22 protein-coding genes are annotated in these 26,251 nt (G+C 70.1%); 9 read left to right on the top strand and 13 right to left on the bottom strand.

Translation table 11 applies throughout. The annotated features are described in order from the left end of the window. Positions 1–34: 34 nt before the first annotated feature. On the bottom strand, positions 35–913 hold the full coding sequence (locus ACWDX9_RS37315; RefSeq protein WP_449962659.1) for a hypothetical protein: 879 nt from the start codon (positions 911–913) through the stop codon (positions 35–37). Positions 914–1,228: 315 nt separating this feature from the next. Here ACWDX9_RS37315 and ACWDX9_RS37310 point away from each other — a divergent pair, with 315 nt between their 5' ends. Continuing rightward, positions 1,229–2,317, top strand: a complete 1,089-nt coding sequence (locus ACWDX9_RS37310) for a PP2C family protein-serine/threonine phosphatase (RefSeq protein WP_449962656.1) — start codon at positions 1,229–1,231, stop codon at positions 2,315–2,317. A gap of 142 nt (positions 2,318–2,459) precedes the next feature. Continuing rightward, positions 2,460–3,569, top strand: coding sequence for a pyridoxal phosphate-dependent aminotransferase (locus tag ACWDX9_RS37305; protein ID WP_350735174.1), 1,110 nt, complete (start codon positions 2,460–2,462; stop codon positions 3,567–3,569). Between the two features lie 51 nt (positions 3,570–3,620). Here the strand turns inward: ACWDX9_RS37305 and ACWDX9_RS37300 are convergent, their stop codons facing one another. After that, on the bottom strand, positions 3,621–4,670 hold the full coding sequence (locus ACWDX9_RS37300; RefSeq protein ID WP_449962653.1) for a glycerophosphodiester phosphodiesterase family protein: 1,050 nt from the start codon (positions 4,668–4,670) through the stop codon (positions 3,621–3,623). A 212-nt stretch (positions 4,671–4,882) separates the two neighbouring features. On the opposite strand from ACWDX9_RS37300, the gene ACWDX9_RS37295 reads away from it, so the two are divergent. From ACWDX9_RS37295 to ACWDX9_RS37280, 4 genes are all read left to right on the top strand, one after another. Further along, positions 4,883–6,481, top strand: a complete 1,599-nt coding sequence (locus tag ACWDX9_RS37295) for an ABC-F family ATP-binding cassette domain-containing protein (RefSeq protein ID WP_449962650.1) — start codon at positions 4,883–4,885, stop codon at positions 6,479–6,481. A gap of 113 nt (positions 6,482–6,594) precedes the next feature. Then, positions 6,595–6,810: a helix-turn-helix domain-containing protein gene (locus ACWDX9_RS37290; RefSeq protein ID WP_020547488.1), complete on the top strand. Its 216-nt coding sequence runs from the start codon at positions 6,595–6,597 to the stop codon at positions 6,808–6,810. A 151-nt stretch (positions 6,811–6,961) separates the two neighbouring features. Beyond that, positions 6,962–7,777 (top strand): enoyl-CoA hydratase/isomerase family protein, encoded by an 816-nt coding sequence (locus ACWDX9_RS37285; RefSeq protein ID WP_449962647.1) that lies wholly within the window; start codon positions 6,962–6,964, stop codon positions 7,775–7,777. Between the two features lie 272 nt (positions 7,778–8,049). Continuing rightward, positions 8,050–9,936, top strand: a complete 1,887-nt coding sequence (locus ACWDX9_RS37280; RefSeq protein WP_449962644.1) for an ABC transporter ATP-binding protein — start codon at positions 8,050–8,052, stop codon at positions 9,934–9,936. Here ACWDX9_RS37280 and ACWDX9_RS37275 read toward each other — a convergent pair. Then, complete coding sequence (locus ACWDX9_RS37275; RefSeq protein ID WP_449962641.1) at positions 9,908–10,792, bottom strand: sulfotransferase family protein; 885 nt, start codon at positions 10,790–10,792, stop codon at positions 9,908–9,910. The two genes, ACWDX9_RS37280 and ACWDX9_RS37275, sit on opposite strands and share 29 nt — an antisense overlap. Before the next feature lie 58 nt (positions 10,793–10,850). Between ACWDX9_RS37275 and ACWDX9_RS37270 the strand changes: the two genes are divergently transcribed. Beyond that, the gene (locus tag ACWDX9_RS37270) at positions 10,851–11,744 is read left to right on the top strand and encodes a S66 peptidase family protein (RefSeq protein ID WP_449962638.1); all 894 of its coding nucleotides are present in this window, start codon (positions 10,851–10,853) and stop codon (positions 11,742–11,744) included. Between the two features lie 33 nt (positions 11,745–11,777). Then, positions 11,778–12,647, top strand: coding sequence for a hypothetical protein (locus ACWDX9_RS37265; RefSeq protein WP_449962635.1), 870 nt, complete (start codon positions 11,778–11,780; stop codon positions 12,645–12,647). Positions 12,648–12,681: 34 nt separating this feature from the next. Here ACWDX9_RS37265 and ACWDX9_RS37260 read toward each other — a convergent pair whose 3' ends face one another. The 10 genes from ACWDX9_RS37260 to ACWDX9_RS37215 form a co-directional block, all read right to left on the bottom strand. Next, complete coding sequence (locus tag ACWDX9_RS37260; protein WP_449962633.1) at positions 12,682–14,979, bottom strand: ATP-binding cassette domain-containing protein; 2,298 nt, start codon at positions 14,977–14,979, stop codon at positions 12,682–12,684. A 111-nt stretch (positions 14,980–15,090) separates the two neighbouring features. After that, positions 15,091–17,673 (bottom strand): exo-rhamnogalacturonan lyase family protein, encoded by a 2,583-nt coding sequence (locus tag ACWDX9_RS37255; protein ID WP_449962632.1) that lies wholly within the window; start codon positions 17,671–17,673, stop codon positions 15,091–15,093. Next, positions 17,670–18,290, bottom strand: a complete 621-nt coding sequence (locus ACWDX9_RS37250) for a rhamnogalacturonan acetylesterase (RefSeq protein ID WP_449962630.1) — start codon at positions 18,288–18,290, stop codon at positions 17,670–17,672. Before ACWDX9_RS37250 ends, ACWDX9_RS37255 begins: the two co-directional genes overlap by 4 nt. Further along, positions 18,287–19,186, bottom strand: coding sequence for a carbohydrate ABC transporter permease (locus ACWDX9_RS37245; protein WP_363969962.1), 900 nt, complete (start codon positions 19,184–19,186; stop codon positions 18,287–18,289). Before ACWDX9_RS37245 ends, ACWDX9_RS37250 begins: the two co-directional genes overlap by 4 nt. A 12-nt stretch (positions 19,187–19,198) precedes the next feature. Next, positions 19,199–20,170, bottom strand: a complete 972-nt coding sequence (locus ACWDX9_RS37240; protein WP_449962628.1) for an ABC transporter permease — start codon at positions 20,168–20,170, stop codon at positions 19,199–19,201. 57 nt (positions 20,171–20,227) lie between these two features. Further along, the gene (locus tag ACWDX9_RS37235) at positions 20,228–21,661 is read right to left on the bottom strand and encodes an extracellular solute-binding protein (protein WP_449962625.1); all 1,434 of its coding nucleotides are present in this window, start codon (positions 21,659–21,661) and stop codon (positions 20,228–20,230) included. Between the two features lie 116 nt (positions 21,662–21,777). Then, positions 21,778–22,407 (bottom strand): YesL family protein, encoded by a 630-nt coding sequence (locus ACWDX9_RS37230; RefSeq protein ID WP_364260146.1) that lies wholly within the window; start codon positions 22,405–22,407, stop codon positions 21,778–21,780. A gap of 123 nt (positions 22,408–22,530) precedes the next feature. Beyond that, positions 22,531–23,187 (bottom strand): DUF1961 family protein, encoded by a 657-nt coding sequence (locus ACWDX9_RS37225; RefSeq protein ID WP_449962622.1) that lies wholly within the window; start codon positions 23,185–23,187, stop codon positions 22,531–22,533. Positions 23,188–23,286: 99 nt separating this feature from the next. Next, positions 23,287–24,306 (bottom strand): LacI family DNA-binding transcriptional regulator, encoded by a 1,020-nt coding sequence (locus tag ACWDX9_RS37220; RefSeq protein ID WP_449962619.1) that lies wholly within the window; start codon positions 24,304–24,306, stop codon positions 23,287–23,289. 293 nt (positions 24,307–24,599) lie between these two features. Next, entirely contained in the window at positions 24,600–25,256 is a 657-nt protein-coding gene (locus ACWDX9_RS37215) for an acVLRF1 family peptidyl-tRNA hydrolase (RefSeq protein WP_449962617.1), read from the bottom strand. Between the two features lie 468 nt (positions 25,257–25,724). On the opposite strand from ACWDX9_RS37215, the gene ACWDX9_RS37210 reads away from it, so the two are divergent. Beyond that, positions 25,725–26,251, top strand: a 527-nt coding sequence (locus ACWDX9_RS37210) for an EAL domain-containing protein (protein ID WP_449962615.1), incomplete at its 3' end; no start/stop codon positions are given.

The following is a 26,251-nucleotide window of genomic DNA, read 5'->3' as shown; positions in this document are numbered from 1 at the left end:
GAGCGGGCGGCCGAGCTCGGCGGGGAGTGCCAGGTCACCTGCCCGCCCGGCGGCGCGGCACCAGCCCCGCCACGAGCGCGGGGTCGGCCAGGACGCGCCGCTGGAGCGACTCGCCCACCCAGTCGGCCGGGTACGCGACCCGCCGCGGCCGCTCCCGGTGGCCCGACCAGGTGTGGCCGCCGGCCGCCGCGGGCTCGGCCCCGCCCTGGTCGAGCGGACCGAAGGAGCACGTGGCGCAGAGCCCCTGGAGGACCGAGCCGACCAGGCGCCGCAGCCGGCCGCCCTTGGCGACGCCGCGCCGCAGGTCGCGGTAGAGGCCGGGCGCCGAGCGCACGAGGGCGTCGAGGAAGCGCTCGTCGGCCGCGATCCCGGCCACGGCGGCGCGGGCGAGCGCCGCGTCGGCGGCCGTCGTGCCCGCCAGGGCGAGCCGGGCGTCCTCCAGCGACCCGGTCACCTCGTTCCAGGCGGCGAGCCAGCCGGCGGGCGCGGGGGTGTCGCCCGGGAGCGGGCGTAGGTCACGCAGGCGGCTGCGCAGACCACGCGGCAGCCGCCCGCCGCCCGTCCCGCGTGCGGAACGGGCATCCCCGCCTACGGCGCTGCGGGCCGGACGGGGGTCCTCGGCCGGGACGCTCCGGGCCGGGCGGGGGCCCTCGGCCGAGGCACCGCGGGCCGGATCCTCGCCCGGAGCACGGCGAGCCGAGCTCTCGGCCGGGGCGCGGTAGGCCGGGGCCTCGGCCGGGGCGCGGTGGGCCGGGGCCTCGGCGAGCAGGTCGAGCGCCCGCCGCTCCAGCCGGACGACCTCGGCGGCCGCCGCCGCGGCCCGCGGGTAGGCCAGGGATCGGACGAGCTCCCAGGCGAAGCCCGCGCTCCGGACGGTCACGGCCGGCAGCAAAGTCCAGTCCTGCTCGCTCACACGGCCACCCCTTCTCGCGCGGAATTACACCCGGCACGTCTTAACTCAAAATGCTTACAAGATCATCTTTGCTTGTCAATGAGACCGTCGATGAGAAATCAATGAGCGGGCCATGACAACCTGACCATCGAAACCTGTAAATCCCGCCATAAGACGCAGAGTCGTTTACTTCTGGTTTTCATCCCCTTATCCGCCCTGCACAGAGGCCAGATCCGGGCGCGACGTCCCGGATTCGGCCGCTCATTTCACGGTTTTCTTCCGTACGTTCGAGAAAACCGCCGTTACGCCGTTCCAGTGACGGGGGATGAAGAACTCGTGACGGATGGCGGGCGACGCGAAGGGCCGAATCTCTCGACACCGGCGTTCGTCGCCGGGCTCGTCGTCATCACCGCCATGGTGGCCGCGCTCGACGTCCTCTCGGGCACGGCGGTGCGGCTGTTCCCGCTGCTGATCTTCCTCCCGGCGATCGTGGCCGGGCTGGGCACCGTGCGCCAGACGGTCGTGGCGTCGCTGTGGGTGGTCCTGGCGGCGGCGGGGGTCACCACGTACCTGGGCGGCAAGCTGGACGACAACCTGCTGGCCGCCGGGTTCACGGCCGTGTTCGGCGCGCTGAGCGTCTTCGGCTGCGCCTACCGGGTGCGGCGCGAGGAGGAGGTGCACCGGCTGCGCTCGGCGGCGGCCGCCCTCCAGAAGCTGATCGTGCGCCCGCTCCCGCTGCGCACCGCCGACGTCGTCATCGACGGCCTCTACCAGCCGGTGGAGGAGGACACGATGGTGGGCGGCGACATGTACGAGGTTGCCGTCTCCCACCACGGCACCCGGGTGCTCATCGCCGACGTGCAGGGCAAGGGGCTGCCCGCCATCGGGACCGCGCTGGCCGTGCTGGGCTCGTTCAGGGAGGCCGCCTACCGGGAGGAGACGCTGGCCGGGGTCGTCGAGGCGATGGAGAACGCCGTGGCCAGGCAGAACACCTTCGCCGCCACCACCGGGGAGCCCGAGCGCCTGGTCACCGCCCTGGTGCTGGACATCAGCCGGCAGCTGGACGTCGAGGCGGTCAACTGCGGGCACATCGCCCCGTACATGATCCACCGCGGTGACGTGCGGCAGGTCAACCTCGGGGAGCCGGCCGTGCCGCTCGGCGTGGGCACGCTCGCCCCCGGGCCGCGCGGCGGCGCGCGGTTCGCGTTCCCGCCCGGCGCGGCGCTGGTGCTGTGCACCGACGGCGTCACCGAGGCCCGCGACCCCCGCGGCGCCTTCTACCCGCTGGAGGAGCGCCTGAAGGGCTGGGCCCCCGACCCTCCCGACCGGCTCGCCCAGGCGCTCGGCGAGGACCTCCGCGCGTTCACCAGGACCGCGCCGCGCGACGACATCGCGATCCTCACGCTACGCCGGTCCGAGTCCTGACCTGCCGGGAGCCGGCTCGCGCACCGTCATGAACCGGTCGCTCCACCCACGCGTACCTACACACATCGGACATGTCCATGGAGGTGTCGTGGAGCTCAGCCTCTTGCGGGCACAGGCTCACAGCCCGTCGTATTTTTCGTTGATGCGCGCCTCGTCAGGAGAGCGCGCGCCGGTTGACTTCTGCATCCCGTGCAACCCATATTTCCCGACCCCGGAGATCTTCGAGCATCTCGGGAGAAACCTGGAGACGATTCTCAAGTTCTATCCGAGCGACGCGGGCACGATCACCGCGGAGCTCTGCGCCACGCTCGGCCTCCACCCGAAGACGGTCGCCATGGGCAACGGGTCGACCGAGTTGATCACCTGGATCGATCACCTGCTGGTGCGCGAGAGCCTCGCGGTGCCCATCCCGACCTTCGGGCGCTGGACCGACCAGCCGCTGGAGACGGGCAAGCGGGTGGACATGTACCCGCTGCTGGAGAGCCGCAACTTCACCCTCGACGTGCAGGACTACGTCTCGTTCATCCGCATGCGCGGCTCCCGGGTCGCGGTGATCTGCAACCCGAACAACCCCGACGGCGGCTACCTGCCCAAGCACGAGGTCCTGCAGCTGCTGGACGAGCTCATCGACCTCGACCTGGTGATCGTGGACGAGTCGTTCGGCGACTTCGTGGACTGCGAGCCGGACGCCGGGCTGGCGGCGGAGGCGGCGGTCCGGCCGAACGTGATCGTGCTGCGCAGCCTGGGCAAGAACTTCGGCCTGCACGGCATCCGGTTCGGCTACATGGTCGCCAACCCGGCGCTGGCCGGGCGGGTGCGCGACGCGCTGCCCAAGTGGAACCTCAACTCGTTCGCCGAGGTCATCGTGTTCATGATGCGGCAGTTCATGGGCGAGTACCACAACAGCCTCAGGCTGGTGGGCGCGGACAGGCGGGCCATGTTCCAGCAGCTCAGCACCATGCCGGGGCTGTCGGTGTTCGCGTCGCAGGGCAACTTCCTGCTGATCAAGCTGCCGCCCGGCTACGACGGGGTGGGACTGCGCGACCACCTGCTCTCCGAGCACGGCGTGTACGTACGCGAGTGCGGCAACAAGCTGGGCACGACCAGCCAGTTCATCCGCCTGGTCGTGCGGCCGCAGGACGACGTGCGGCGGCTGCTCATCGGCATGACGCAGTTCCTGTACTCCGGCAGCCTGCACGAGATCCCCGTCATCGGGGTCCACCACCGGCACGTCAACCCGCTGTCGGCCTGAGATTCCGCCCGGGCCCCGGCAGCGCTCCGCCGGGGCCCGGGCGGGCCCCCGCTACTGCCGGTGGAGCCGGTAGCGCTTGGGCAGCTTGAACCCGCGCTCGGCCATGATCTGCCGCAGCCGGTCGGGGTAGTCGGTGATGATGCCGTCCACGCCGTCGTCGATGAGCTTGTTCAGCGTCGGCCCGTCGTCGATCGTCCACGGGATCACCTTGAGGCCGAGGGCGTGCGCCTGGTCGACCATGTCCTTGGTGACGTACGCCTGGTAGCCGGGGTCGGTCACCTTGCCGTTCTGCGGGAACCCGTGCACCGGCGAGAACGCGTCCGCCCCGAACGACTTGACCGCCTTGAGCGGGTCGCCGCCGAAGTCGTCGATGTCGATGCCGCCCAGCCAGGGCGAGGCGCCCGGCCGGCCGGTCTGCAGGAAGTCGCGGTTGGTGAGCGCGACGAGCGGCAGCCGCGGCTCCAGCTCCCGCATCCGCATCAGGGCGCCCCAGTCGAAGCTCTGGATCGTGACCTGCCGCAGCATCCCGGCCTGCCGGATCTCCTGCAGCGTCACCTGGACGAACTGCTCCCTGGGCGCCGTCTCGCTCGGCGCCCCGGCCTCCACCTTGGTCTCGACGTTGAGCTTCACGCCCCACGCCCGGTACCGGCGCACCAGGTCGAAGACCTCGCGCAGTATCGTCATCGGCGCCCCGGGCACCGCCCGCTGCCCCGGGAACTCCGCCAGCGTCTGCGACCCGCAGTCCATGGTCCTGACCTGCTGGAGGGTGAGCGTGTTGATGTACTTGCCGACGTACGGGAACTCGGGGTCCCCGGGCACGGCGGGCGCCGTGTCGCGGCACTTCCTGTCGCTGATCCGCCTGTCATGCGTGACGACGGCCTGGCCGTCCTCGGTGATCTGCACGTCGAGCTCCAGCGTGCCGACGCCGAGCTCCAGCGCGTTCGCGAACCCGGGCAGGGTGCTCTCCACCACGAGCCCGAGCCCGCCCCGGTGCGCCTGGAGGTCGAACGTACGCCGCCCGTCGGCGAGCGCCGCCTCGGGCGTGGCCGTCAGGGTCACAACTGCCGCCGCGAGGACCGCGAGCCATCTCTTCTTGTTCACACGCGACAAGATCTGGCATGACGGGGACGGCCGGGCGTACGCGAGATGAGCGCGGGACGAAGCCTTCGCGATCAGGCGCCCTGCCCACGGCGGGGGCCAAGCTGCCGACGCGTGGGTCCGAACAGCCTACACTGATCCGTATGCATACTCCCGATTGATCTGGCGTCGCACGCCCAATCCTCCGTTTCCTAGCTCGGGAGTGTTCCGCCAACATGATCATCGCCAGTGACATAGAGCTGCGCGCGGGCGCGCGGCTGCTTATCGAAAAAGCGTCGTTCCGGGTCAACCCGGGCGACAAGATCGGGCTTGTCGGGCGCAACGGCGCGGGCAAGACGACCCTCACCAAGGTGCTGGCGGGCGAGGGCCTGCCCGCCGCCGGCACCGTCACCACCAGCGGCAACGTCGGCTACCTCCCCCAGGACCCGCGCACCGGCGACCTGGAGGTGCTCGCCCGCGACCGCATCCTGTCGGCGCGCGGCCTCGACGAGGTCATGCGCAAGCTGCGCGAGGCCGAGCGCGGCATGTCCTCCGCCGACGACCGCACCCGTGAGAAGGCCGTCAGGAAGTACGGCAGGCTCGAGGACCAGATGCACGTGCTGGGCGGATACGCGGCCGAGTCGGAGGCCGCGTCCATCGCCTCCAGCCTCGGGCTGCCCGATCGCGTGCTGTCACAGCCGTTGCAAACGCTTTCCGGCGGTCAGCGCAGGCGCGTGGAATTGGCGCGAATTCTTTTCAGCGGGGCGGAAACTCTCCTTCTCGACGAGCCGACAAACCACCTAGATGCCGACTCAATCGGGTGGCTTCGTGATTTTTTGCGTTCGCATCAAGGCGGCTTGGTGATCATCAGCCACGACGTCGGTCTTCTTGAAGCGACGGTCAACAAGGTCCTGCACCTGGACGCCAACCGCTCGGTGATCGATCACTACAACGTCGGCTGGAAGGCCTACCTCGCCCAGCGCGAGACCGACGAGAAGCGCAGGAAGCGCGAGCGCGCCAACGCCGAGAAACAAGCAGGTGCGCTGCTCGCGCAGGCCGACAAGATGCGCGCCAAGGCCACCAAGGCCAAGGCCGCGCAGGACATGATGCGGCGTGCGCACCGGTTGCTGTCGGGCACCGAGGAAGAGCGCCAAAGCGACAAAGTGGCGCGGTTGCGCTTCCCCGAGCCGCAGCCGTGCGGGCGCACCCCGCTCACGGCCGAGGGGCTGTCCAAGTCGTACGGCTCGCTGGAGGTCTTCACCGACGTCAGCGTGGCCATCGACCGAGGTCACAGGGTCGTCATCCTCGGCCTGAACGGCGCCGGCAAGACCACGCTGCTGCGGATTCTCGGCAACATCGAGACTCCCGACACGGGCGAGATCCGGCCCGGCCACGGCCTCAAGGTCGGCTACTACGCCCAGGAGCACGAGACCCTCGACCCCGGCCGCACCCTGCTGGAGAACATGCAGTCGGCCGGGGGCCAGTTCACCGACACCGAGCTGCGCAAGGTGCTCGGCTCTTTCCTCTTCACGGGCGACGACGTCGACAAGCCCGCCGGGGTGCTGTCCGGCGGCGAGAAGACCCGGCTGGCGCTGGCGATCCTCGTGCTGTCGAGCGCCAATGTCCTCCTTCTCGACGAGCCCACGAACAACCTCGACCCGGTCAGTCGCGAGCAGGTTCTCAATGCTCTGAGGTCCTATTCAGGAGCAATCGTCCTAGTCACACATGACGAGGGTGCCGTTGACGCCCTGTCACCGGATAGGGTGATCTTGCTACCGGACGGAACTGAAGACGCATGGAGCGACGAATTTTCCGATCTTGTGGCACTTGCCTGATCTTAATTTGAGTGGGTACGGATCTTTTCCCGTGGAGTAGGTAGCCGATCCCGCTGAAATGACTGATCATGGCGGAGTAACGCTGCGGAAGTCCGGCACTACAGGAGGTACTCGTGGCCGAGACACTGAAGAAGGGCACCCGGGTCACCGGGGCCGACCGGGAAAAACTGGCCGGCGATCTCAAGAAGCGCTACGCCGCGGGCGAGAGCATTCGCGCCCTGGCCGCTTCGACCGGTCGGTCTTACGGGTTCATCCACCGCATCCTGAGCGAGTCCGGCGTGACTCTGCGCGGGCGCGGCGGGGCGACCCGAGGCAAGTCCAAGCGCTGACGGCCGCCTCGGAACGTGCGACCGCAGCCGCCCGTCCCTAGTCAGCCATACCGTCGCGCCCGGGCCAGAACGATGTTCTGTAGGCTCGGGCGCGACGGTCAGCACACTGGGCGCGCACTCCTTGCGCGACCAGGACTGGAGGGAGCGGGCGATGGCGGCAGCACAGGCGCGACAGCGCGGGGGGAATGCGGACGAGGTCTCCGTCACGGCGGAGCACGGAGTTCGTCTCGAGGTGGACGGTGAGATAGCGACGATCACGCTGGACCGGCCGGAAAAGCGGAACGCGCAGACGTTCGCGACATGGTCGGCGCTGGCTCGGATCGGCGAGAGCCTGCCCGAGCAGGTGCGCGTAGTCGTCGTGAAAGGTGAGGGACCGTCCTTCTCGGCAGGGATCGACCTGCGGATGTTCACACCTGAGGGGGTGCCCGGACAGGGCTCGTTCAGCTCGGCGGCCAAGAGCGACGACGCAACCTTCGAGCAGCGCATCAGCCAGGCACAGGCGGGGTTCCTGTGGCTGCGCCGCCCGGAGATCGTTTCCATCGCCGCAGTGCAGGGGTACGCGATCGGTGCGGGGTTCCAACTCGCGCTCTCCTGTGACCTGCGGATCGTGGCCGATGATGTTTCCTTCTGCATGAAAGAGCCCGCACTGGGCCTGGTGCCCGACCTGACGGGGACCAAGCCCCTGGTCGAGCTGGTGGGCCTGGCCAAGGCGATCGACATCTGCCTGACCGCCAGGACCGTGCACGCGGACGAGGCCATGCGCATCGGCCTCGCGGAGCAAGTGGTCGCTCGGGGCGACCTGGATCAAGCCGTACGAGACAAGGTCGCGCAGCTGCTGGCCGTCAACCGGGACGCGGCGATCGCGACGAAGCGACTCCTCCAGGGGGCGCAGGGCCGCTCCCTGGAGGAGCAGTGTGCGGCCGAGCGGATCGAACAGGCGGCCCGCATCAAGACCCTCTTCGCCTGACCCATCGGACGGCCGCTCGCCACCGCCGTGTCGCAGGGCGGATGCTCGCCACCGCCGCCCCATCCGGGCGTCCGAGGCGAACCCAGGACCGCCTCGCGTCCTCGTGCTCCCCGAAGGACGGACGTGGCGACGGCGGCGAGCGCCCTGGTCACGCGGGTGGGCGGTACGTTGGGAGGGGCGGCGGCGCCGGTGGGGTTTCGCGCTGAGCGGACGGGGGAATCGCCGGGCGCGCCGGCGGTGCTCTCTCCCGTGGAGAAGGAGGGATCCCCCGGATGGCGATGATGGGAGGGGGTTTCGGCCCCAATGTGATGGCGTCGCTGCGGCGCGACGGCTCGGTGACCAAGCAGCGGCTGCGGCCCGGCACCGTGCGGCGCATCGCGCGCTACGCCAGGCCGTACAGGACGCACATTGCCGCGTTCCTGCTGCTCGTCGTGGCAGGCGCGGTCATCGTGATCGCCAACCCGCTGCTGATGAAGGCGATCATCGACGACGGCATCCTGGCCAGGCGGCCGGGCGTCGTGGTCGGGCTGGCGGTGACGATCGGCGCGCTGGCGCTGGTGGACGCCGGGCTGACGCTGGTGCAGCGGTGGTTCTCGGCGCGCATCGGCGAAGGGCTGATCTACGACCTGCGCACCGAGGTGTTCGACCACGTGCAGCGCATGCCGGTGGCGTTCTTCATGCGGGCCCAGACGGGCGCGCTGGTCAGCAGGCTCAACACCGACGTGATCGGCGCGCAGCGGGCGCTGACGAGCACGCTGTCGTCCGTGGTGTCCAACGTGGTCAGCCTGGTCCTGGTGCTGGGCGCGATGCTGGCGCTGTCGTGGCAGGTGACGCTGGTCGCGCTGGTGCTGCTGCCGATCTTCATCGTGCCCGCCAAGTTCGTCGGGCGGCGCATGTCGGCGCTGACGCGCGAGCAGATGCAGCTCGACGCCGAGATGAGCTCCGTGACGACCGAGCGGTTCAACGTGGCGGGCGCCATGGTGGCCAAGCTCTACGGCCGCCCGGAGGACGACGCGGAGGTGTTCGGCCGCAGGGCGGCCCGGGTGCGCGACGTGGGCGTGACGGTCGGCATGTACGGCACCGTCTTCCGGGTCGCGCTCGGGCTCGTCGCCGCGCTGGCCACCGCCCTGGTGTACGGCATCGGCGGCGTCCTGTCCGTGTCCGGCGTCTTCGAGCTGGGCACGCTGGTGGCCCTGACCGCCCTGCTGATGCGCCTGTACGGCCCCCTCACGTCCCTGTCGAACGTGCACGTCGACGTGATGACCGCGCTCGTGAGCTTCGACCGCGTCTTCGAGATCCTCGACCTCAAGCCCATGGTGGCCGAGCGGCCCGGCGCCGAGCCGATCCCCGGCGGGCCGGTCACGATCGAGTTCGACGACGTGCGCTTCCGCTACCCGGCCGCCGAGGAGGTCTCGCTGGCCTCGCTGGAGTCGGTCGCCAGGCAGGACAGCGGCCCGTCGTACCCCGTGCTCAAGGGCATCTCGTTCACGGCCGCGCCGGGCCGGCTGGTCGCCCTGGTCGGCCACTCGGGCGCGGGCAAGACGACCATCACGTCACTGGTGTCCCGCCTGTACGACGTCAACGAGGGCGCGGTCCGCATCAACGGGCTCGACGTGCGCGAGGCCACCCTCGACTCCCTGCGCGACACCGTCGGAGTGGTCATGCAGGACGCTCATCTCTTCCATGACACGATCGGGGCCAACCTCCGCTATGCCAGGCCGGAGGCGAGCGACGAGGAGATCTGGGAGGCTCTCAGGGCCGCGCAGATCGGCGACCTCGTGGAGGGCCTGCCCGAGCAGCTCGACACCGTCGTGGGCGACCGCGGCTACCGGCTGTCGGGCGGCGAGAAGCAGCGCCTCGCGCTGGCCCGGCTGCTGCTCAAGGCGCCGCGCGTGGTCGTGCTCGACGAGGCCACCGCCCACCTCGACTCGGAGTCCGAGGCGGCCGTGCAGGTGGCGCTGAAGACCGCGCTGGAGGGCCGCACCTCGCTGGTGATCGCGCACCGGCTCTCGACGATCAGGGAGGCCGACGAGATCCTGGTGATCCACGAGGGCCGCATCGCCGAGCGGGGCCGCCACGAGGAGCTGCTGGAGCGCGGCGGGCTCTACGCCGAGCTCTACCGCACCCAGTTCACCTCTTCAGGTAGCCCAGGCGGTTGAGCTCCTCCCTGGCCACCTTCTCCACCAGCTCCAGATCGGGTCCCCGGAGCTTGGCGCGCCAGGCGCCGACCCTGGGGACGCCGGTGTCGTACAGGACGACCTTGGACACCCGCGTCTCCAGGAACTCCGCGAGCGTGGCGACCGACGGCGCCGGCTTGTGCACCAGGTCCTCGTAGCGCAGCGTCAGGAGCTGCTCCTCGGGCAGCGTCCTGCGCAGCTCGGCGCTCATGCGCACGGCGCTGCGCCAGCGCAGGGCACTCTTGCCCGCCGCCGGCATGCCCTTCCAGCGTTCGAGGTGCTCGTCCTTGTTGACGCCCAGGAACGGATTGGGGAACTCGGTCTGCTCCGTCAGCATGGCCGGCTTGAACCAGGCCAGGCAGGCGGGGTCGTCGAGCATGCCGGCCACCACGTCCCTGCCGTCGCGGATGAGCTGCACGAACCGCGCGTCGGGAAACGCCTGGAGCAGCACCGGGGCGCTGTAGAGCAGGTCGGGGCTGCCGTCGCCGAACCTGGTGATGTCGCCGGCCGAGACGCAGGGACCGGTCCCTGTGACGCCGCCCGCCTCGCGGCACGACACGGCGCACTGGCCGCACGACCGGGGCAGCACCTGCCACGACTCGGCGAGCGCGTCGCGCATGACGCGCACGGCGCCGGAGGTCTGGCCGATGGACGGCTTGCGGGCGAAGGCGTACACCACGTGCGCCACACTCGCGCGGCCCATGGTCACATGGAAGCCGGGGGATCGTTTCAGGGCGCGGGCCAGCAGGTCCGTACCGGAATGCGGCGCTCCGATCAGGAAGACCGGCCGGCGGACCTTGATGCCGTTGACCACGAGGATGTGGGGCGGAAGTCGCATACGAGAGGTAAGTGTGACACCGTTTGCCACGTGTACGAGCCAAAGGAGGAGTTGATCCATGCGACCCGGTGACACCGTCGCCGTCGTCTCACCGTCAGGGCCGCCCAGCGCGGTGCTGCTGAGGCGTGGCGTGGAGCGACTGGAGGGCCTCGGGCTGAAGGTGGTGGTGGGCGCGCGCGCGCTCGACCGTCAGCCGCTCGACTATCTGGCGGGCGACGACGCCGCCCGGGCCGCCGACCTGCAGTCCGCCTGGTGCGACCCGGCCGTCTCGGCGGTGTTCTGCTGCCGCGGCGGGTACGGCGCCGCCCGGCTCCTCGACCTGCTCGACTGGGACGCCATGCGGGCCGCCGGCCCCAAGGTCCTGCTGGGGTCGAGCGACATCACGGCGCTGCACAACGCGTTCGCCGTCGAGCTGGGCGTGCCGACGCTGCACGGGCCGATGGCGGCCTGCGACGTGCTGGCCGCCGAGGAGGGGCCCGAGCCGCGCACGTGGGAGAGCCTGCGGGCGGCGCTGTTCGGGACCCCCCAGACCGTCCGGGGCGAGCGGGCGCTGGTGCCGGGGCGGGCCGAGGGTGTGCTCGCCGGGGGGAACCTGTCGTTGCTGGCCTCGATGTGCGGGACCCGGTGGCAGCCGTCGTTCGCGGGCAGGATCGCGTTCCTGGAGGACATCGGGGAGGAGCCGTACCGGATCGACCGCATGCTCACCCAGCTCCTGCAGGCGGGGGCGTTCGACGGGGTGCGCGGGATCGCGCTCGGCTCGTGGGTCGACTGCGGTGACCCGTACGCGGTGCTCGAGGACCGGCTCGGGAGGCTCGGAGTGCCCGTCCTGGCGGGGCTTCCGGTGGGGCACGGGTCACCCCAGATGAGCGTGTGGCTGGGGAGACTTGGGGTTATCGATACCGAATCGTGCTCGCTAGCGGGCATGGTCAGTGATGAGGGGCAGGCAAGGTAGGAGGGACGAATCCGACAGAAAGGGACACGGCGCGTGAGCTTGTTCAAGCGTGACCGCCGGCCCTCGCGCCGGCCGGTCGAGGATGTCGACCTGGACTCGCTGCTCTCGCTCGTCGCGGAATCCCTCGGATACTCCTTCGAGTTCGCCAAGGACGGCGGCTCCGTGACGCTCAGAGGCGACATGGAGCTGGTCGTCAGGCTCACCGGGCTGCGCCGCGAGGCGGGCCGCCGGGCCAGGGAGGACTGGCCCATGCTGGTCTCCGAGCACCTCGCGCACGCCGTGGCCACCGCGGGCGAGCGGCTGGACGTGTGCGACCTGGAGCAGGCCCGCCCGCTGCTGCGCACTCGCGTGGACGCCGTGGACGCGGTGCCCGACCTGACCCGCGTGGTGGGCCGCCACCTCAACGCCGACCTGGTGGAGCTGCTCTTCGCGGGCTCCCGGCCGGTGCGGCCCGAGCAGGCCGGATGCTGGCCCGTGGCCGCCGGGAAGGCGCTCGACCTGGCCGTCTCCAACGTCCGCCGCGAGGAGCGGCTGGAGGTGGAGACGATCCTGCTGTCCGGCACGCCGGTGACGCGGCTGACCGCCATGACCCCGGCGGCCGCCACGCACCTGCGGTGGCTGGGCGACTACCTCCCCGTGCCCTCCGACGGGGTGCTCGTGGTGCTGCCCGATCCGTACACGCTGCTCGTGCACCCGGTGGACGGGATCGGCGTGGTACGCGCCATCGAGCGGCTGCGGGTGCACGCGGCGCGCACGGACGGGCTGAGCTCGCAGGTCTACTGGTGGCACGAGGAGCGGCTGACCCTCATCAGGGCCGACATCGTCACCCAGGAGGGACAGACCAGGCTCGTGGTGGCGCCGCCGCCGGAGTTCGCCCGCGTCCTGGCCCGCCTGGCCGTCTGAAGGGCCTGAGGCGGGCTCCAGGAGCGCGGAACGGTCAGGCCCTGCTCACGTAGTCGCGCAGGTGGATCGCGGTGAGCGAGGTGCCGTCGGCGACCAGCTCGCCGGGGGTACCAGAGAAGACGACCTGGCCGCCGTCGTGACCGGCCCCCGGGCCGATGTCGATGATCCAGTCGGCGTGCGCCATGACGGCCTGGTGGTGCTCGATCACGATGACCGTGTTGCCGTCCTCCACCAGGCGGTCGAGCAGGGCCAGGAGCTGGTCCACGTCCGCCAGGTGCAGCCCCGTGGTGGGCTCGTCCAGCACGTACGTGGTGCCGCTCTTGGCCATGTTGATGGCCAGCTTGAGCCGCTGCCGCTCGCCGCCCGACAGTGTGGTGAGAGGCTGGCCCAGGCCCACGTAGCCGAGCCCGACGGCCACCAGGCGGTCGAGGATCGTGCGGGCCTGCCGCTCGGTCAGGAAGTCGCGGGCCTCGGCCACCGGCATGTCGAGCACCTCGCCGATGTTCTTGCCGCGCAGCGTGTACGTCAGCACCTCCGGCGTGAACCGCCGGCCCTCGCACTCCTCGCACACCGACGCCACGCCGGCCATCATGGCCAGGTCGGTGTAGATCAGGCCGATGCCCTTGCAGGCCGGGCAGGCGCCCTCGGAGTTGGCGCTGAACAGGCCGGGCTTGACGCCGTTGGCCTTGGCGAACGCGGCCCGGATCGGGTCGAGCAGGCCGGTGTAGGTGGCCGGGTTGCTCCGGCGCGAGCCGCGGATCGGCGACTGGTCGGCCACCACCACACCCTCGCGCCCGGCGATGTACCCGTGGATGAGGGAGCTCTTGCCCGACCCGGCCACGCCGGTGACCACGGTCAGCACGCCGAGCGGGACCTCCACGCTCACGTCCTTGAGGTTGTGCAGCGTGGCGCCCGTGATCGACAGGTGGCCGGCCGGCTTGCGGACGTCGTCGCGCAGGCGCACCCGGTGGTCGAGGTAGCGGCCGGTCAGCGTGCCCGAGGCGCGCAGCCCGTCGAGGTCGCCGTCGTAGCACAGGCTCCCGCCCGCCGTGCCCGCGCCGGGGCCGAGGTCCACCACGTGGTCGGCGATGGCGATCGTCTCCGGCTTGTGCTCGACGACGAGCACCGTGTTGCCCTTGTCGCGCAGCTGGAGCAGCAGGTTGTTCATGCGCTGGATGTCGTGCGGGTGCAGCCCGGCCGTGGGCTCGTCGAAGACGTACGTGACGTCGGTCAGGCTGGAGTTGAGGTGGCGCACCATCTTGACCCGCTGCGCCTCGCCGCCGGACAGCGTGGACGACTCGCGGTCGAGGCTCAGGTAGCCCAGGCCGATCTCGACGAGGGACTCGAGCGTCGAGCGGAGCCCGTCCAGCACCGGACCGACGGCGGGGTTGCCGATGCCGCGGACGAAGTCGGCCAGGTCGTTGATCTGCATGGCCGCGCACTCGGCGATGTTGCGGCCGGCGATCCGGGCGGACCGGGCGGCCTCGTTCAGCCGGGAGCCATCGCAGGACGGGCAGAGGGTGAGCTTGAGCGCCCGGTCGGCGAACGCCCGCGCCGAGGGCTGCATCGACTCCCGGTCCTTGCCCAGCAGGGTCCGCCTGACCTTGCCGGCCAGGCCCTCGTAGGTGAAGTTGTTGGTGCCGTACTTGAGCTTGGTGGGGGGCTTGTGCAGGAAGTCCTCCCACTGCTCGGGTGTGAAGTCCTTCAGCTTGACGGCCGGGTCGAACAGCCCGGACCCCGCGATGACCTGCCACTGCCAGCTGTCCACCGGGTATCCCGGGACCTTGATCGCCCCGTCGTTGAGCGACAGCTCGCGGTCGACCAGGGCGTCGACGTCGATGGTGGACGCCTTGCCCAGCCCCTCGCACTCGGGGCACATGCCCTCGGCCAGGTTGAAGCTGAAGGCGCCGGCCCCGCCGACGTGGGGCTCGCCGATGCGGCTGAACATGATCCGCAGCATCGTGTGGGCGTCGGTGGCCGTGCCCACGGTGGAGCGGGCGTTGGCGCCCATGCGCTCCTGGTCCACGATGATGGCCGCGCTCAGGTTGTGCAGCGCGTCCACGTCGGGGCGGGCCAGGCTCGGCATGAACGACTGGATGAACGACGTGTACGTCTCGTCGATCAGCCGGCGCGACTCCGCGGCGATCGTGTCGAAGACGAGCGACGACTTGCCGGAGCCGGACACCCCGGTGAAGACGGTGAGGCGGCGCTTGGGGAGGTCGAGGGAGACACCTTTGAGGTTGTTCTCCCGCGCGCCGCGGACCTGGATGAGGTCGTGGCTGTCGGCGGCGGTGTGATCGCGGTGAACGGCGCTGGCCTGGCTGGAAACCACGGAACCCTTCCATCTTGGGATTTGTTGCCATAGGGGAAAGCCGGGACAGCGTACAGCGCCGCCCCGACATTTCCGGGCTCCGTACAGCGTACCGTACGTCATACGGTACGGTTATGACTCCTTCAGCCACGCTCCGATCAGGGCGAGGTTGTGGATGGCGGCCAGGCCGTACTGGGCGGCGCCGTTGGTGCTGACGAAGGCCGCCTCGTGCACCGGCGACAGCACGTGCGGCCCGTCCACCAGGTTCAGGCGCCAGTCCTTCTCCCGCTGCATCGGGTTGCTGTTGAGCTGGTCCCCCTCGTCCAGGGAGAACTTGCGCCACGCCCAGGCGGCCAGGCCGGCGTCGCCGGTGCGGGCGGCCGCGTACGCGGTGAGCCTGCTGTGCGCCTGGATCAGCGAGATCCCGCTCAGCCGCTCCCCCACCTCCGCCTCCTGCTGCTCGGGCGGCGCCAGGTAGAGGCGGCAGTACTGCAGCCACGCCTGCTCGAACCCGGGCACGTCCAGGCCGAGCCCGATCAGCTCGGCGCACATCTCCGGCAGCCCGAACAGCGACGACAGGTGCGAGACGGAGATCTTGTCCCGGGAGGTGTCGAACCGCCCGGTCGCCAGGTCCAGCCGGGCCTCGCCGGTCAGGAAGCCGTTCGGCAGCGCGCCGATGTCGGCCATCGTGCCCAGCAACCGGTCTCTGGCCCGCTCGTCGCCGTAGCGCTCCCACCGGGTCAGCCACGCGGCCGCGAGGGATCCCCAGTCGGTGCCGAGGCCGACCGACAGCGCCGACGGGTCCGGCGTGTAGACGTCCTCGCGCACCTTGCGCTGGGGGTCGATGACGGTGAACGTCTCCTCGGGGACGCTCAGCTCGTCCATCAGGTCGCCCGTGCGCTCGTCGGCGGTCAGGTAGTAGTAGAAGCGGCGGTAGGCGGCGTTGGAGATGCGCAGCTGCTTGCAGCTGCACCCCCAGTGCTGCACGTTGTGCCTGCTGCCCAGGCCCTTCCAGCGGCCCGCGTGGTAGACGTCGACCTCGCCGGTGTGGCGGGTCATCGACTCGGCGAAGCGGAAGACGTCCGGCCGGCCGGTGCGCAGATACTGCAGCCACAGCCACAGGTCGGGCGAGAGCTCGGAGTTGTCCCAGGCGTAGCCGCCCACGTCGTAGCGCCAGGTGTGGCGGTCCGGGTCGTAGGTGTGCATGACGTCGCCGTAGTCCCAGAACCCGTACCACCTGCGCTGCTCGCGCTCGCGCACGTACAGGTCGAACAGGAAGTCCAGCCGGTCCTCGATCTCGGCGTGGGCCGGCGTCGAGCGGTCGGGCAGCTCCCAGACGCCGAAGACGCCCGCCTCGCGCATCCGCTCGGGGGACACGGCCAGCAGCCCCGGCTGGTTCATCGCGGTCGCGTGCCGGACCAGGTCCTGCGCGGACGGCGTCGCCTCGTAGGCGCGCAGGGTCAGCTCGTGCGTGCGCGCCACGCCGTGGGCGTCGCCGAAGCCGGGCTCGTAGTCCTCGTAGGTGACCTCCAGGCCCTCGAGCTGCTCGGCGAAGGTGTCCTGGCCCATGCCGTCGTGGTAGAAGCGCAGGTCCATGGCGGGCGCGGACGGCGACCACAGCCAGGCGGTCACGGTGGCCAGGTCGGTGGCCGCGTTCCTGACGTCGAGGCGGGTGGGGTGCAGGCGCCAGAAGTCGCGCAGCCCGAAGCCGAGGCCGCCGCCGGCGCCGCCGACGTAGCCGTAGCCGGCCGAGCGGGTGCCGGAGGGGATCGTCACCCAGGAGTGGCCCTCGGCGGTGCGCTTGCGCAGCGTGAAGCCGTCGGCGGAGCCCTGGTCGAGGGTGTAGTCGTTCCAGGTGGGGATGAGGTGCAACCGGTTGGCGACCTCGGGGGCGATCTCGCCGACCGGCCGGCCCTCGACCTGCGCCCGCCGTACGGACTCGCCGGGGTCGCGGCGCAGGCCGGTCAGCCCGCGCACGGCCTCGGTGAGGAAGCCGCCGCTGCCGGCCAGGCGCACGTGCCGGTCGTGCGGCTCGTCCCGCATGACCACGTCGGCGCTCAGCCCGAGCCCGGCCAGGAAGTCGTGCTCGGGGTCGCCGTCCCAGACGAACGTGTGCATGATCCGCACCTGCTCGGCGCCCGCGTGGAAGTACAGGCGCACGGTGAACGGCAGCCAGTCGCCGTGCCGGCCCTCCAGCCGGACGACCGCGCGCACGGGCCCGTCCTGCTCGACCGTGACCGTCTCGACCTGCCCCGTGGCCCGCGAACGGGCCACCGCACCGCCGTCGTCGGGCGTGGGCTCGCTCTGGCGGAGGCTGACCAGGCGCACGTCCCTGGCGATCTCGCGGCTCCCGCGCGAGATCGAGCGGGCCAGCGTGCCGCCGGACTCCTCGATCGTCCAGGTGACCACGCCGGTGCTCACGGTCAGCACACCGTCCCTGCGGGCCACGGTGACGGGGGTGGTCGCCGCGGCGGGCTCGCGGCCGGCCTCGATCCGGTACGACAGCGCCGCGGGCCGCGCGCCGATCGCGTGGGCCGACCACTTGACCGAGCCGTCGGGCCAGGTGGCGGTCACCCAGCTCTGCACGGGCACCTCGCGGCCCTCCGGGTCGGCCAGCGCGAACGGCGCATCCCGCTCGACCGCGCCGCGCGGCCACGGAACCCCCCAGGTCACCCCCTGTTCCCCCGGTCGGTCCAGCCAGCGAAGTGCCGTCATCGGATCTCCTTCAGTCGTTCGGCGACGATCGCGGCCACCTCGTCGGCGCCGCGGAAGCTGAAGTGGGTGTCGTCGGCCACCCCGTCGGGGTAGAGCGGGTGCTCCCCCGGCTTGAAATGCGTGAACAGGCTCCTGGAGCCGTCGGGGCCGAGCCGTTCGTACAGCTCGGTGGTGGCGGCGGTCAGGTCGATCAGCGGCACGTCCCCGGCGGCGGCCAGCGCCCGCACCCGGTCGGGGTAGTCGCCGTGCGTGGGCACCAGCCGGTCCCCGTCGAACCGGCGCCGCTGCACCGGCGTGCACAGCACCGCCGAGGCCCCCGCCCCGCGCGCCTCCTCGACGAAGGCGCGCAGGTTGTCCTGGTACGGGATCGCGGGATCCTTCTGGTCGTTGTGCCCGAACTGGATCACGACCACGTCTCCGGGCACGACCTCGCGCAGCAGCGCCGCCCACAGCCCTTCGGCCCGGTGACCGGCCGTGGTGGCGCCGCCCTTGGCGAAGTTGCGCACGGGCTCGCCCGCGTACGCGCCGAGCTGCGCCCCCCACCCGGACATGGGCGCCTCCCAGGCCGGGCACGAGGCGACCGTCGAGTCACCGGCCAGGAGGATGGCGCGGCTCACTCCTTGACGCCCCCGATCAGGACGCCCTTCGCGAAGTGCTTCTGCAGGAACGGGTAGAAGAGCAGGATCGGCAGCGTCGCGATCACCACGACCGCGAACTTCAGGCCCTGCTCCGGCGGCACGAACGTCCTGTCCATGTTCGCCAGCGCGTCGGCCTGGTCGGCGCTGGTCAGCTGGCGCACCAGGATCTGCAGCGTCCATTTGCTGGGGTCGCTGATGTACAGCAGCGGCGACATGTAGTCGTTCCAGATGCTCACCGCGTAGAACAGCGCGAAGGTCGCGATGATCGGCTTCGACAGCGGCAGAACGATCTTGAAGAAGACGCCCATCTCGTTGCAGCCGTCGATGCGCGCCGCCTCCTCCAGCGCCTGCGGCAGCTCCTGGAAGAAGCTCTTCACGATGATCAGATAGAACGGGTTGATCGCCAGCGGCAGGATCAGCGCCCAGTAGCTGTCCAGCAGCCCCATGTCGCGCACCACCAGGTAGGTGGGGATCATGCCGCCGGAGAAGACCAGCGTGAAGATCACCAGGTTGAGCACCAGCGTCCGGCCCGGCAGGTACCGCTTGGCCAGCGGATACGCCATGGTGAACGTCAGCACCAGCTGCACCACCGTGCCGACGGCCGTCACGACGATGGTCGTGAGCAGGGCGCGGACGAAGGTGGGGGTGGAGAAGATGAACGTGTACGTGTCCGTGATGAACTTCTCCGGCCACAGGAAGAACGGCCGCGCGGAGATCTCCGACTCGCTCGCGAAGGACCCCGCCAGCACGTACAGCAGCGGCAGCACCGTGACCAGCGCCAGGCCGACGAGCACGGCGACGTTGATCACGTCGAACACCCGGCTCGCCACGGTGCTGTACTCGGTGTTCAGCTTCTTGTGCTTCATGCTGTTCATGTCCAGGGCCCCCTAGAGCAGTCCACGCTGGCCGAGGCGCTTGGCCAGCCAGTTGGAGCCGAAGATCAGGATGCAGCCGACGACGCCCTTGAACAGGCCGACGGCGGTGGAGTAGCTGATGGCGCCCTGGGTGATACCGGTGTAGTAGACGTAGGTGTCGAACACGTCCGCCACAGAGCGGTTCAGCGAGGTGGTCATGAGCCAGATCTGCTCGAAGCCCGTGTCGAGCAGGTTGCCCGAGGTGAGGATGGCCATGACGACGATCGTCGGGCGGATCGCGGGCAGCGTGACGTGCCAGAGCTGGCGGAAGCGGCTGGCGCCGTCCATGCGTGCCGCCTCGTACAACTGCGGGTCCACACCGGCCAGCGCGGCCAGGTAGATGATCGTGCCCCAGCCGGTCAGCTTCCACATCTGCTGCAGGATGATCAGCGGCCGGAACCACTCCTCCTGCGCCACATAGTCGATCTTCGCGGTGTCGCCGAGTATGTCGCGGATCCATCCGGAGAGCACCCCGTAATCCGCGGAGAACAGCAGATATGTCAGGGACGCGACGATCGTCCAGGACAGGAAGTGCGGGATGTACATCACCGACTGGACCCAACGCTTGAGCACGTTGATCCGCAGCTCGTTCAGCAGCAGCGCCACGATGATCGGCGCGGGGAAGATGAAGACCACGGTCAGGAGCGCCAGGAGCAGCGTGTTGAACATCAGCCGGCCGAAGTCCGGCCCGGTGAACAGATCCTGGAAGTGCTGGAAGCCCACCCAGGGGCTGCCGGAGTAGCCGAGGAACGGCAGGAAGTCCTGGAAGGCGATGGTGATGCCGTACATCGGCAGGTACTTGAAGAGCGCGAAGTAGACGACGCCCGGAAGGAGCATCAGGTAGAGCCAGCGATAGCGCGCCAGGGCGGCGCCCAATCCCGGCCTCCGGCGTCGGCCGGGCTTGCTCGCCGCCCTCGCGGGAGGCGGCGCCAGGTCGGTGGCCACAGCGGCCTCCTTTCATGTGAGGGGCCCGGGCACGGCGGCCCGGGCCCCTCAGGCGGATCAGTTGGTGCCGAGCTTGGAGACCAGGTCGTTGATCTCGGTGGCGACCTGCGTGCCGCCGGCGTCGTACCAGCGCTTGATCTCGCCCTTCAGCTGCTCCTCGGTCATCTCACCGGAGAGGTACTTGATCCGGGCGTCGGGGATGATGTCGTCGAGCTGTGCGCCCTTGGCGACCTTCGTGGGTGAGACCACGGGCAGCGCCGGGTTGAACACGGCCGTCTTGAGGTCCTCGTTCATCAGGTCGAGGCCCAGCTTGATCATGTCCTTGTACGCCTGGCCGGACGGGGTGCGCGCGTAGGCGAGGCCGCCGTACGTCGTGTCGCCCTGGAAGCCGAGCTGGGTGAAGGCCTGGTCGACGTTGTCCTGGACGACCCTGACCGCGGGGTCGGTCTCGTTGATCAGCGCGGCGGTGTCGCCCTCGGCCTTGAAGTTGCGCCCCTCGATGCCGTTCTGGACCAGGACCTGGCCCTCCTTCGACCCCAGCTTGTCCAGGATCTTCAGCACGTTGTCGAGGTCCTGCTCGGTCCGCACGCTCTGCTTGGAGATCGCGATGGCGTCGTTGTAGCCGGTGAACGGCAGGGAGAACTTCTTGCCGTCGGCGCGCTTGAGGTTGCCGACCATGGCGACCCTGTCACCGTAGTTCTTGTCGCCGCCGTCCCTGAACTTGTCGAGCAGCGCCCTGGAGCGGACGTTCACGTCGATGATCATGCCGCCCTTCCCCTGGAAGAACGGATCGTCCCACTTGGCCGTGTCATAGCTGGCGAAGTCCGGGTTGACCAGGCCCTCGTCGATCATCTTCTTCAGGAACTTGTTGGCCTCGAGGAACTCGGGGGTGTCGAAGCCGGGGACCAGCTTGCCGTCGCGCTCGCCCCACTCGTTCGGGGCGCCGAACCAGGTCTCGAGCGTGTCATAGGGGCTGGAGCTGGCGTACTTGCCCGGCCACTTCGGGATGATCAGGCCGTAGGTGTCCTTCTTGCCGTTGCCGTCGGGGTCCTTCTCGGTGAACGCCTTGGCGATGGTGTAGAGGTCGTCGACGGTCTCGGGCAGCTTCAGGTCGAGCTTCTCCAGCCAGTCCTTGCGGATCATGACCGCCGAACGCAGCATGGGCCGCATCCGGGGGATCGAGTAGGACTTGCCGTTGATGGAGGCGTTCAGCACGCGGCGCGCGTCCGTCGGCTTCAGGTTCGGGTACTTGTCCAGCTTGCCGGTCAAGTCCCAGAACGCCCCGGCCTGTGCGGCCTTGACGAACGCCGGACCGTGCGGGTCCACGACGATGAGCTGCGGCACGTTGCCCGAAGCCAGCGTGACGTTGACCTTGTCGGCGTACTCGGCGTTGGGCACCCAGTTGATCTTGAGCTTCTTGCCGAGGAACTTCTCCACCGCCTGCTGCATCTCGCCCTTGGGGTCGGGCGCGGCGCCGAACAGCTTGGTCATGATGGTCAGCGTGTTCGGATCGCCGGCGGGCGCGTCACCGCCTGAGCATGCCGTGGCGGTGAGTGCAGCCGTGAGCGTTAACACACCGGCCAGAAGCCGGCGACGACGGGATGCGCTCATGAGTTCCCTTTCGAATGCAGATGCGCCTCGTTCTCCGCGAAGAAGCGCTGGCAGAGCCACGTGTTGAGATAGATCCAGGCGCCGAAGCTGATCACCGGGGCGAGGATGGGCGCCGCCGAGGTCGCGTAGGCGATGGCTGATAGCGCTAGCAGCAACAGCACGGACGAGGCCGGGCGCAGGAGCGCTAGCTGCGCCGCCTTGGGCCAGTAGGCCCGTAGCGGCAGATCGTAGTGCGCGTACAGCGGTCCCACGTACGCCCCCACACCGGCGAGTGCGATGAGCGCCACGAAGGTCGCGATCCGCAACGCTCCCATGCTGGGCCCGAGAGCGGAGAGGTAGAGATAGTTGCCGACCAGGACGGTGGCCAGCGCCGCCACGGGCAGGACCAGCAGCGAGGCCCGGACGAACTCCCGTCGGTAGACGGTCCAGAATTCGGCCCAGCCATGAAACGATTCATTACGAGTCCGCCGCCGAGCCAGCGTGTACGCGGCGACAGTGGCGGGCCCGAGCCCGCCGATCACGCCTCCAGCGAGCGTGAAGACGATCCACATCAGGTTGAGCTGGACCGCCCAGATGAGCTCTGAGCAGGCAGCTTGAAGCCTGATAGACATGGCGGGATGGTTCATCCGGCACCACCTCTCGTGGCATGTGCACGGATTCGGGGGTGGGGTTGTTGCACCGCGATTCCTGCCCCGTTACAAGCCAGTGAACGGCGGTTGGTGCGAAATTAGTGTTGAATCGACTCAAAGTCAATGACGAGATACCCGGAGATTTGCGTACTCTCCGATCAGCGGGGCCATCTGCCGGAACCCGACCTTGCCTCCGGCCAGGGCGGGACCGCCGATCGAGCCGTCGTCGGACCAGCGGAACGAGACCAAATCGTTGACCGAGAACGTGACCGTCCCGGCCTTGACCTCGAGGCGCATCGCGTACGGGCCCTCGGCGTCCAGCACCGCGGGCAGCGGGTCGGGACCCTGCGCGACCAGGTGGAACCCGTGGCTCTTGCGCAGGTTGCAGGTGTGCAGGGCGCGTTCGGAGGCCCACATCCGGCGGAAATAGGAGACGTGGTAGGCGTCGATGTCGCCGTGGTGGTACTGGTCGTACGGGCCGGTGCGGGTGGCCAGGCCCGGGTCGAACAGGTCCGCGCCGTTCCTGCCGCGGGCATGGAAGAACATGATGGCCAGGCCGGGTTCGCGGACGGGCCAGAAGTCCCATTCGATCCGCACGTCGGCGGGGAACTCCTCGGGACACCAGAGCACCAGGTTGGCCGCCTGGCCGTCCGAGGGCGGCCTGAGGCTCTCCAGACGCAGGCGTCCCTGGGGGAAGGAGGTGGCGCCGTCCCCCTCCAGGCGGAATCCTGCCAGGTCATCGGGGGTGGCCAGGGGGTTGCTGTAGAGCTCGGTCAAGGGGGCTCCTTCGAGGGTCGCTCGGCTCGCCGGGAACGTGCGCACGCCGAACGGAGCCGGCGGCCGCCGGCTATGAAACGGTTCATGGACGCGCCGGGGTCAGGAGCGCCGATCGAACGCGCTCGACTCCCGGATCACCAGGTCGGGCTGGAAGATGACCTGCCGGTGCCGGTGCTGCTCCGGGTCGGCGACCTCTTCGAGCAGCAGGTCGATCGCCGTACGTCCGAGCAGCTCACGGGGCTGCCGGATCGAGGACAACGGCACCGCGGCGGCCGCGGCGAAGTCGATGTCGTCGTACCCGATGATGGCCAGATCCTCGGGCACGCGCAGTCCGTGCGTGGCCATCGCCTGTAAGAAGCCCAGCGCCATCATGTCGTTCGCGCAGAACGCCGCCGTCGGCCGCTCGTCGGCGGGCAGCGCCGCGACGCGCTCGCCGACGGCCCGGCCCTCCGCGACGGTCAGCGTGGGAGCGGTGGAGGTCAGCAGCTCGACCGCGCCGCCGGCCGCGGCCACGGCGCTGCTGATGCCCGCGTGCCGGTCGGCCACCTGTCTTATGGACGTCGGCCCGCCGACGAACATGATCCGCCGGTGCCCCCGCTCGATCAGGTGGGCGCCGGCGATCTGGCCGCCGAGCCGGTCGTCGACCGCCACCGAGCACTGCAGGCCGGTCGCGGGGCTGTCGACCAGCACCACGGGCGTGCCGCGGGCGGCCAGCTCCTCCAGCCAGGGGCTCTCCATCTCCACCGGGGTGATCAGTATGCCCATGACGCGCTGCTGTTCGAGCTGGTCGAGGTGGCGGCGCTCGCGGCCGGGGTCGCCGGCGCTGTTGCAGAGCACCACCATCGAGTCGTGGTCGTCGGCCACCGACTCGGCGCCCTGGGCCACGTCCACGAAGAACGGGTTGGAGACGTCGAGCACGACGAGGCCGACCGTGCGGCTACGGCCCACCCGCAGGTGGCGGGCCACCTCATTGCGGACGAAGCCCAGTTTCTTGATCGCTTCGAAGACGCGTTCGCGTGTGGCGGGGGACACGATCTCCGGGCGGTTGAGCACATTGCTCACCGTGCCCACCGAGACGCGCGCCAGCTGCGCGACCTCCTTGATGTTCCTGGTCGCCATCGATCCTCACGAGGCCGTGCTGCTTGAAATGCATAATCCGCTACTTGGCGGTGGTCCACTGGACGCGGCCCACCGAAGGTGCTGCGGCGGGCCGCTTTGAAGCGGTCCACCATGGATGCGCCCTGCCGCCACCTGCGGCGATCCGCTGGACGCGGTACGCCGTGGGCGCAGGGACAACGGATGGACCGCCGATGACGGTCCTCCGCGAACTCTCGCATCATAGCGGCATTCAAGATTCTTTTGAATCGTCTCAAACTCTCAAACCGGTCACGGGGCCGCGTGAAGGGATGAGGTCAGGACGGATCGACGACGCGGATGCGGGCCGCGCGGAAGGACTCCGGGGTGTCCCGGAGCACCGCCAGCCGGGGGTCGGGCACCACCAGGAACGGCTCGGTCTCCAGAGCCAGCAGGGGCGCGAGCCGCCGGTCGGCGCGCAGGACGTCCATGGCCCGGCGGTCGCCGCCCAGCACCACCCCGTCCAGCTCCCCCAGGTACGGCGTCAGCACCCGTACCGCCGTCTCCACCGCGTCGTCGTACGCCTGCGCCGCCTGGTTGCGCCGCCGCCGGGCGAAGCGCTGCTGCGACCACCCGCCCGCCGCCGTGCGCCCCTGCACCAGCCGCGACCCCACCTTGGAGGCCACCAGCGACGCCCCGGAGAAGACCCCCGCCGCGTAGCCCCCGAGCCGCACCAGGAACACCCCCACCTGCCGCGCGGCCTGGGCGTGCGTGACGAACCGGGTGACGTGCGGCGGCCCCGGCGGCGTCATGGGCGGGAACGGCACGTGCAGCTCGGCCAGGGCCCCGTCGTCGGCGAGCAGCCGCACGACCCGCTCGTCGCCGGTCGCCGTGAAGGGCCCGTGACGCTCCGCGAACCCGTCGATCCACGGATGCAGGCGCTCCGGCGGCACCGTGACCCACCGGCCGCCACCCCTCGCCGGACGCGCGCTCATGCCCCGAAGGCTAACCGACCGCGCGGCCGGGACGACCTGCAGACCGAACGACATCCCCCACAACCGGCGGGGGACCTGAAGCGGAAGGTCGGTGAATTTCGCAGGGCTCTGTGGTGTCCGTCCCCCCGTTGCGGCAGGCGGACGTGACGATGGCTGAGGTCCTTGACAGTCCAACCCGCTCGTTCCCCGTCGCCGCGAACGGGCCACGGCGTTCGGGGAAGCCGTCGATCCACGGGTGCACACGCTCGGGCGGCGCCACGACTTACTGGCCACCGCCCTTGGCCGGACGCGCGTTCATGCACCGAAGGAGGTAACGGACCCTGCACCGGGCAACCCCCACAGGTCAGCGGCCCTCAAGAATCCGAAAGATTTTTCCCTCTCGGCCGGTGGGGAACTGCAGGGTAAATGTCGGTAAATTCTGTTTCGTGGGCCTTCTGCGGCTCCAGCTATCGGCGGAATCATCTGAACGTGTCGTCCTCCCTGCTCGACAGCCCCATGGTGGACCTCGACACCGGGGCGGTCATCGCGCACCCCGCCATCGTCGAACAGGGGGGCACGCTCAGGGCGGCTCCCCTGCCCATGGTGCTGGAGCTGCCCGTCAGGGTCGTCCTGGCGGGCGCGGGTGCCCTGGCGCCCCTGCACGAGGCGCTCCGAAGAGCCGGCAGGCATCCCCGCGAGGCGATCCTGCTGCTCACTGGACCGTGCCAGGAACAGGACCGGCCGCTGCTCAAGGTCGGGCTCGACGGCCTGCGCACGATCGGCTACCTGCTCGGCTTCGCCGACGTCGGCACGAGCGGCGCGGCCCTGGACCTGGTCGCCGACACGAGCCCGTACCTGCTGGCCCTCGACCCCGAGTTGGTCACCCGCATCCCTGGGGACCATCGCGCGACCGCGGTGGCGCGGTCGGTGGTGACGCTGGCCCGCGGCATCGGCGCCCACGTGCTCGCCCCCGGCGTCGAACGCGAGCCGCAGGTGGCGGTGGCCCGCGGCCTCGG

Source organism: Nonomuraea sp. NPDC003201 (assembly GCF_053590415.1).
Note: the sequence above shows the minus strand (reverse complement) of the source record. Positions and strands in the feature narration are given on the sequence as shown.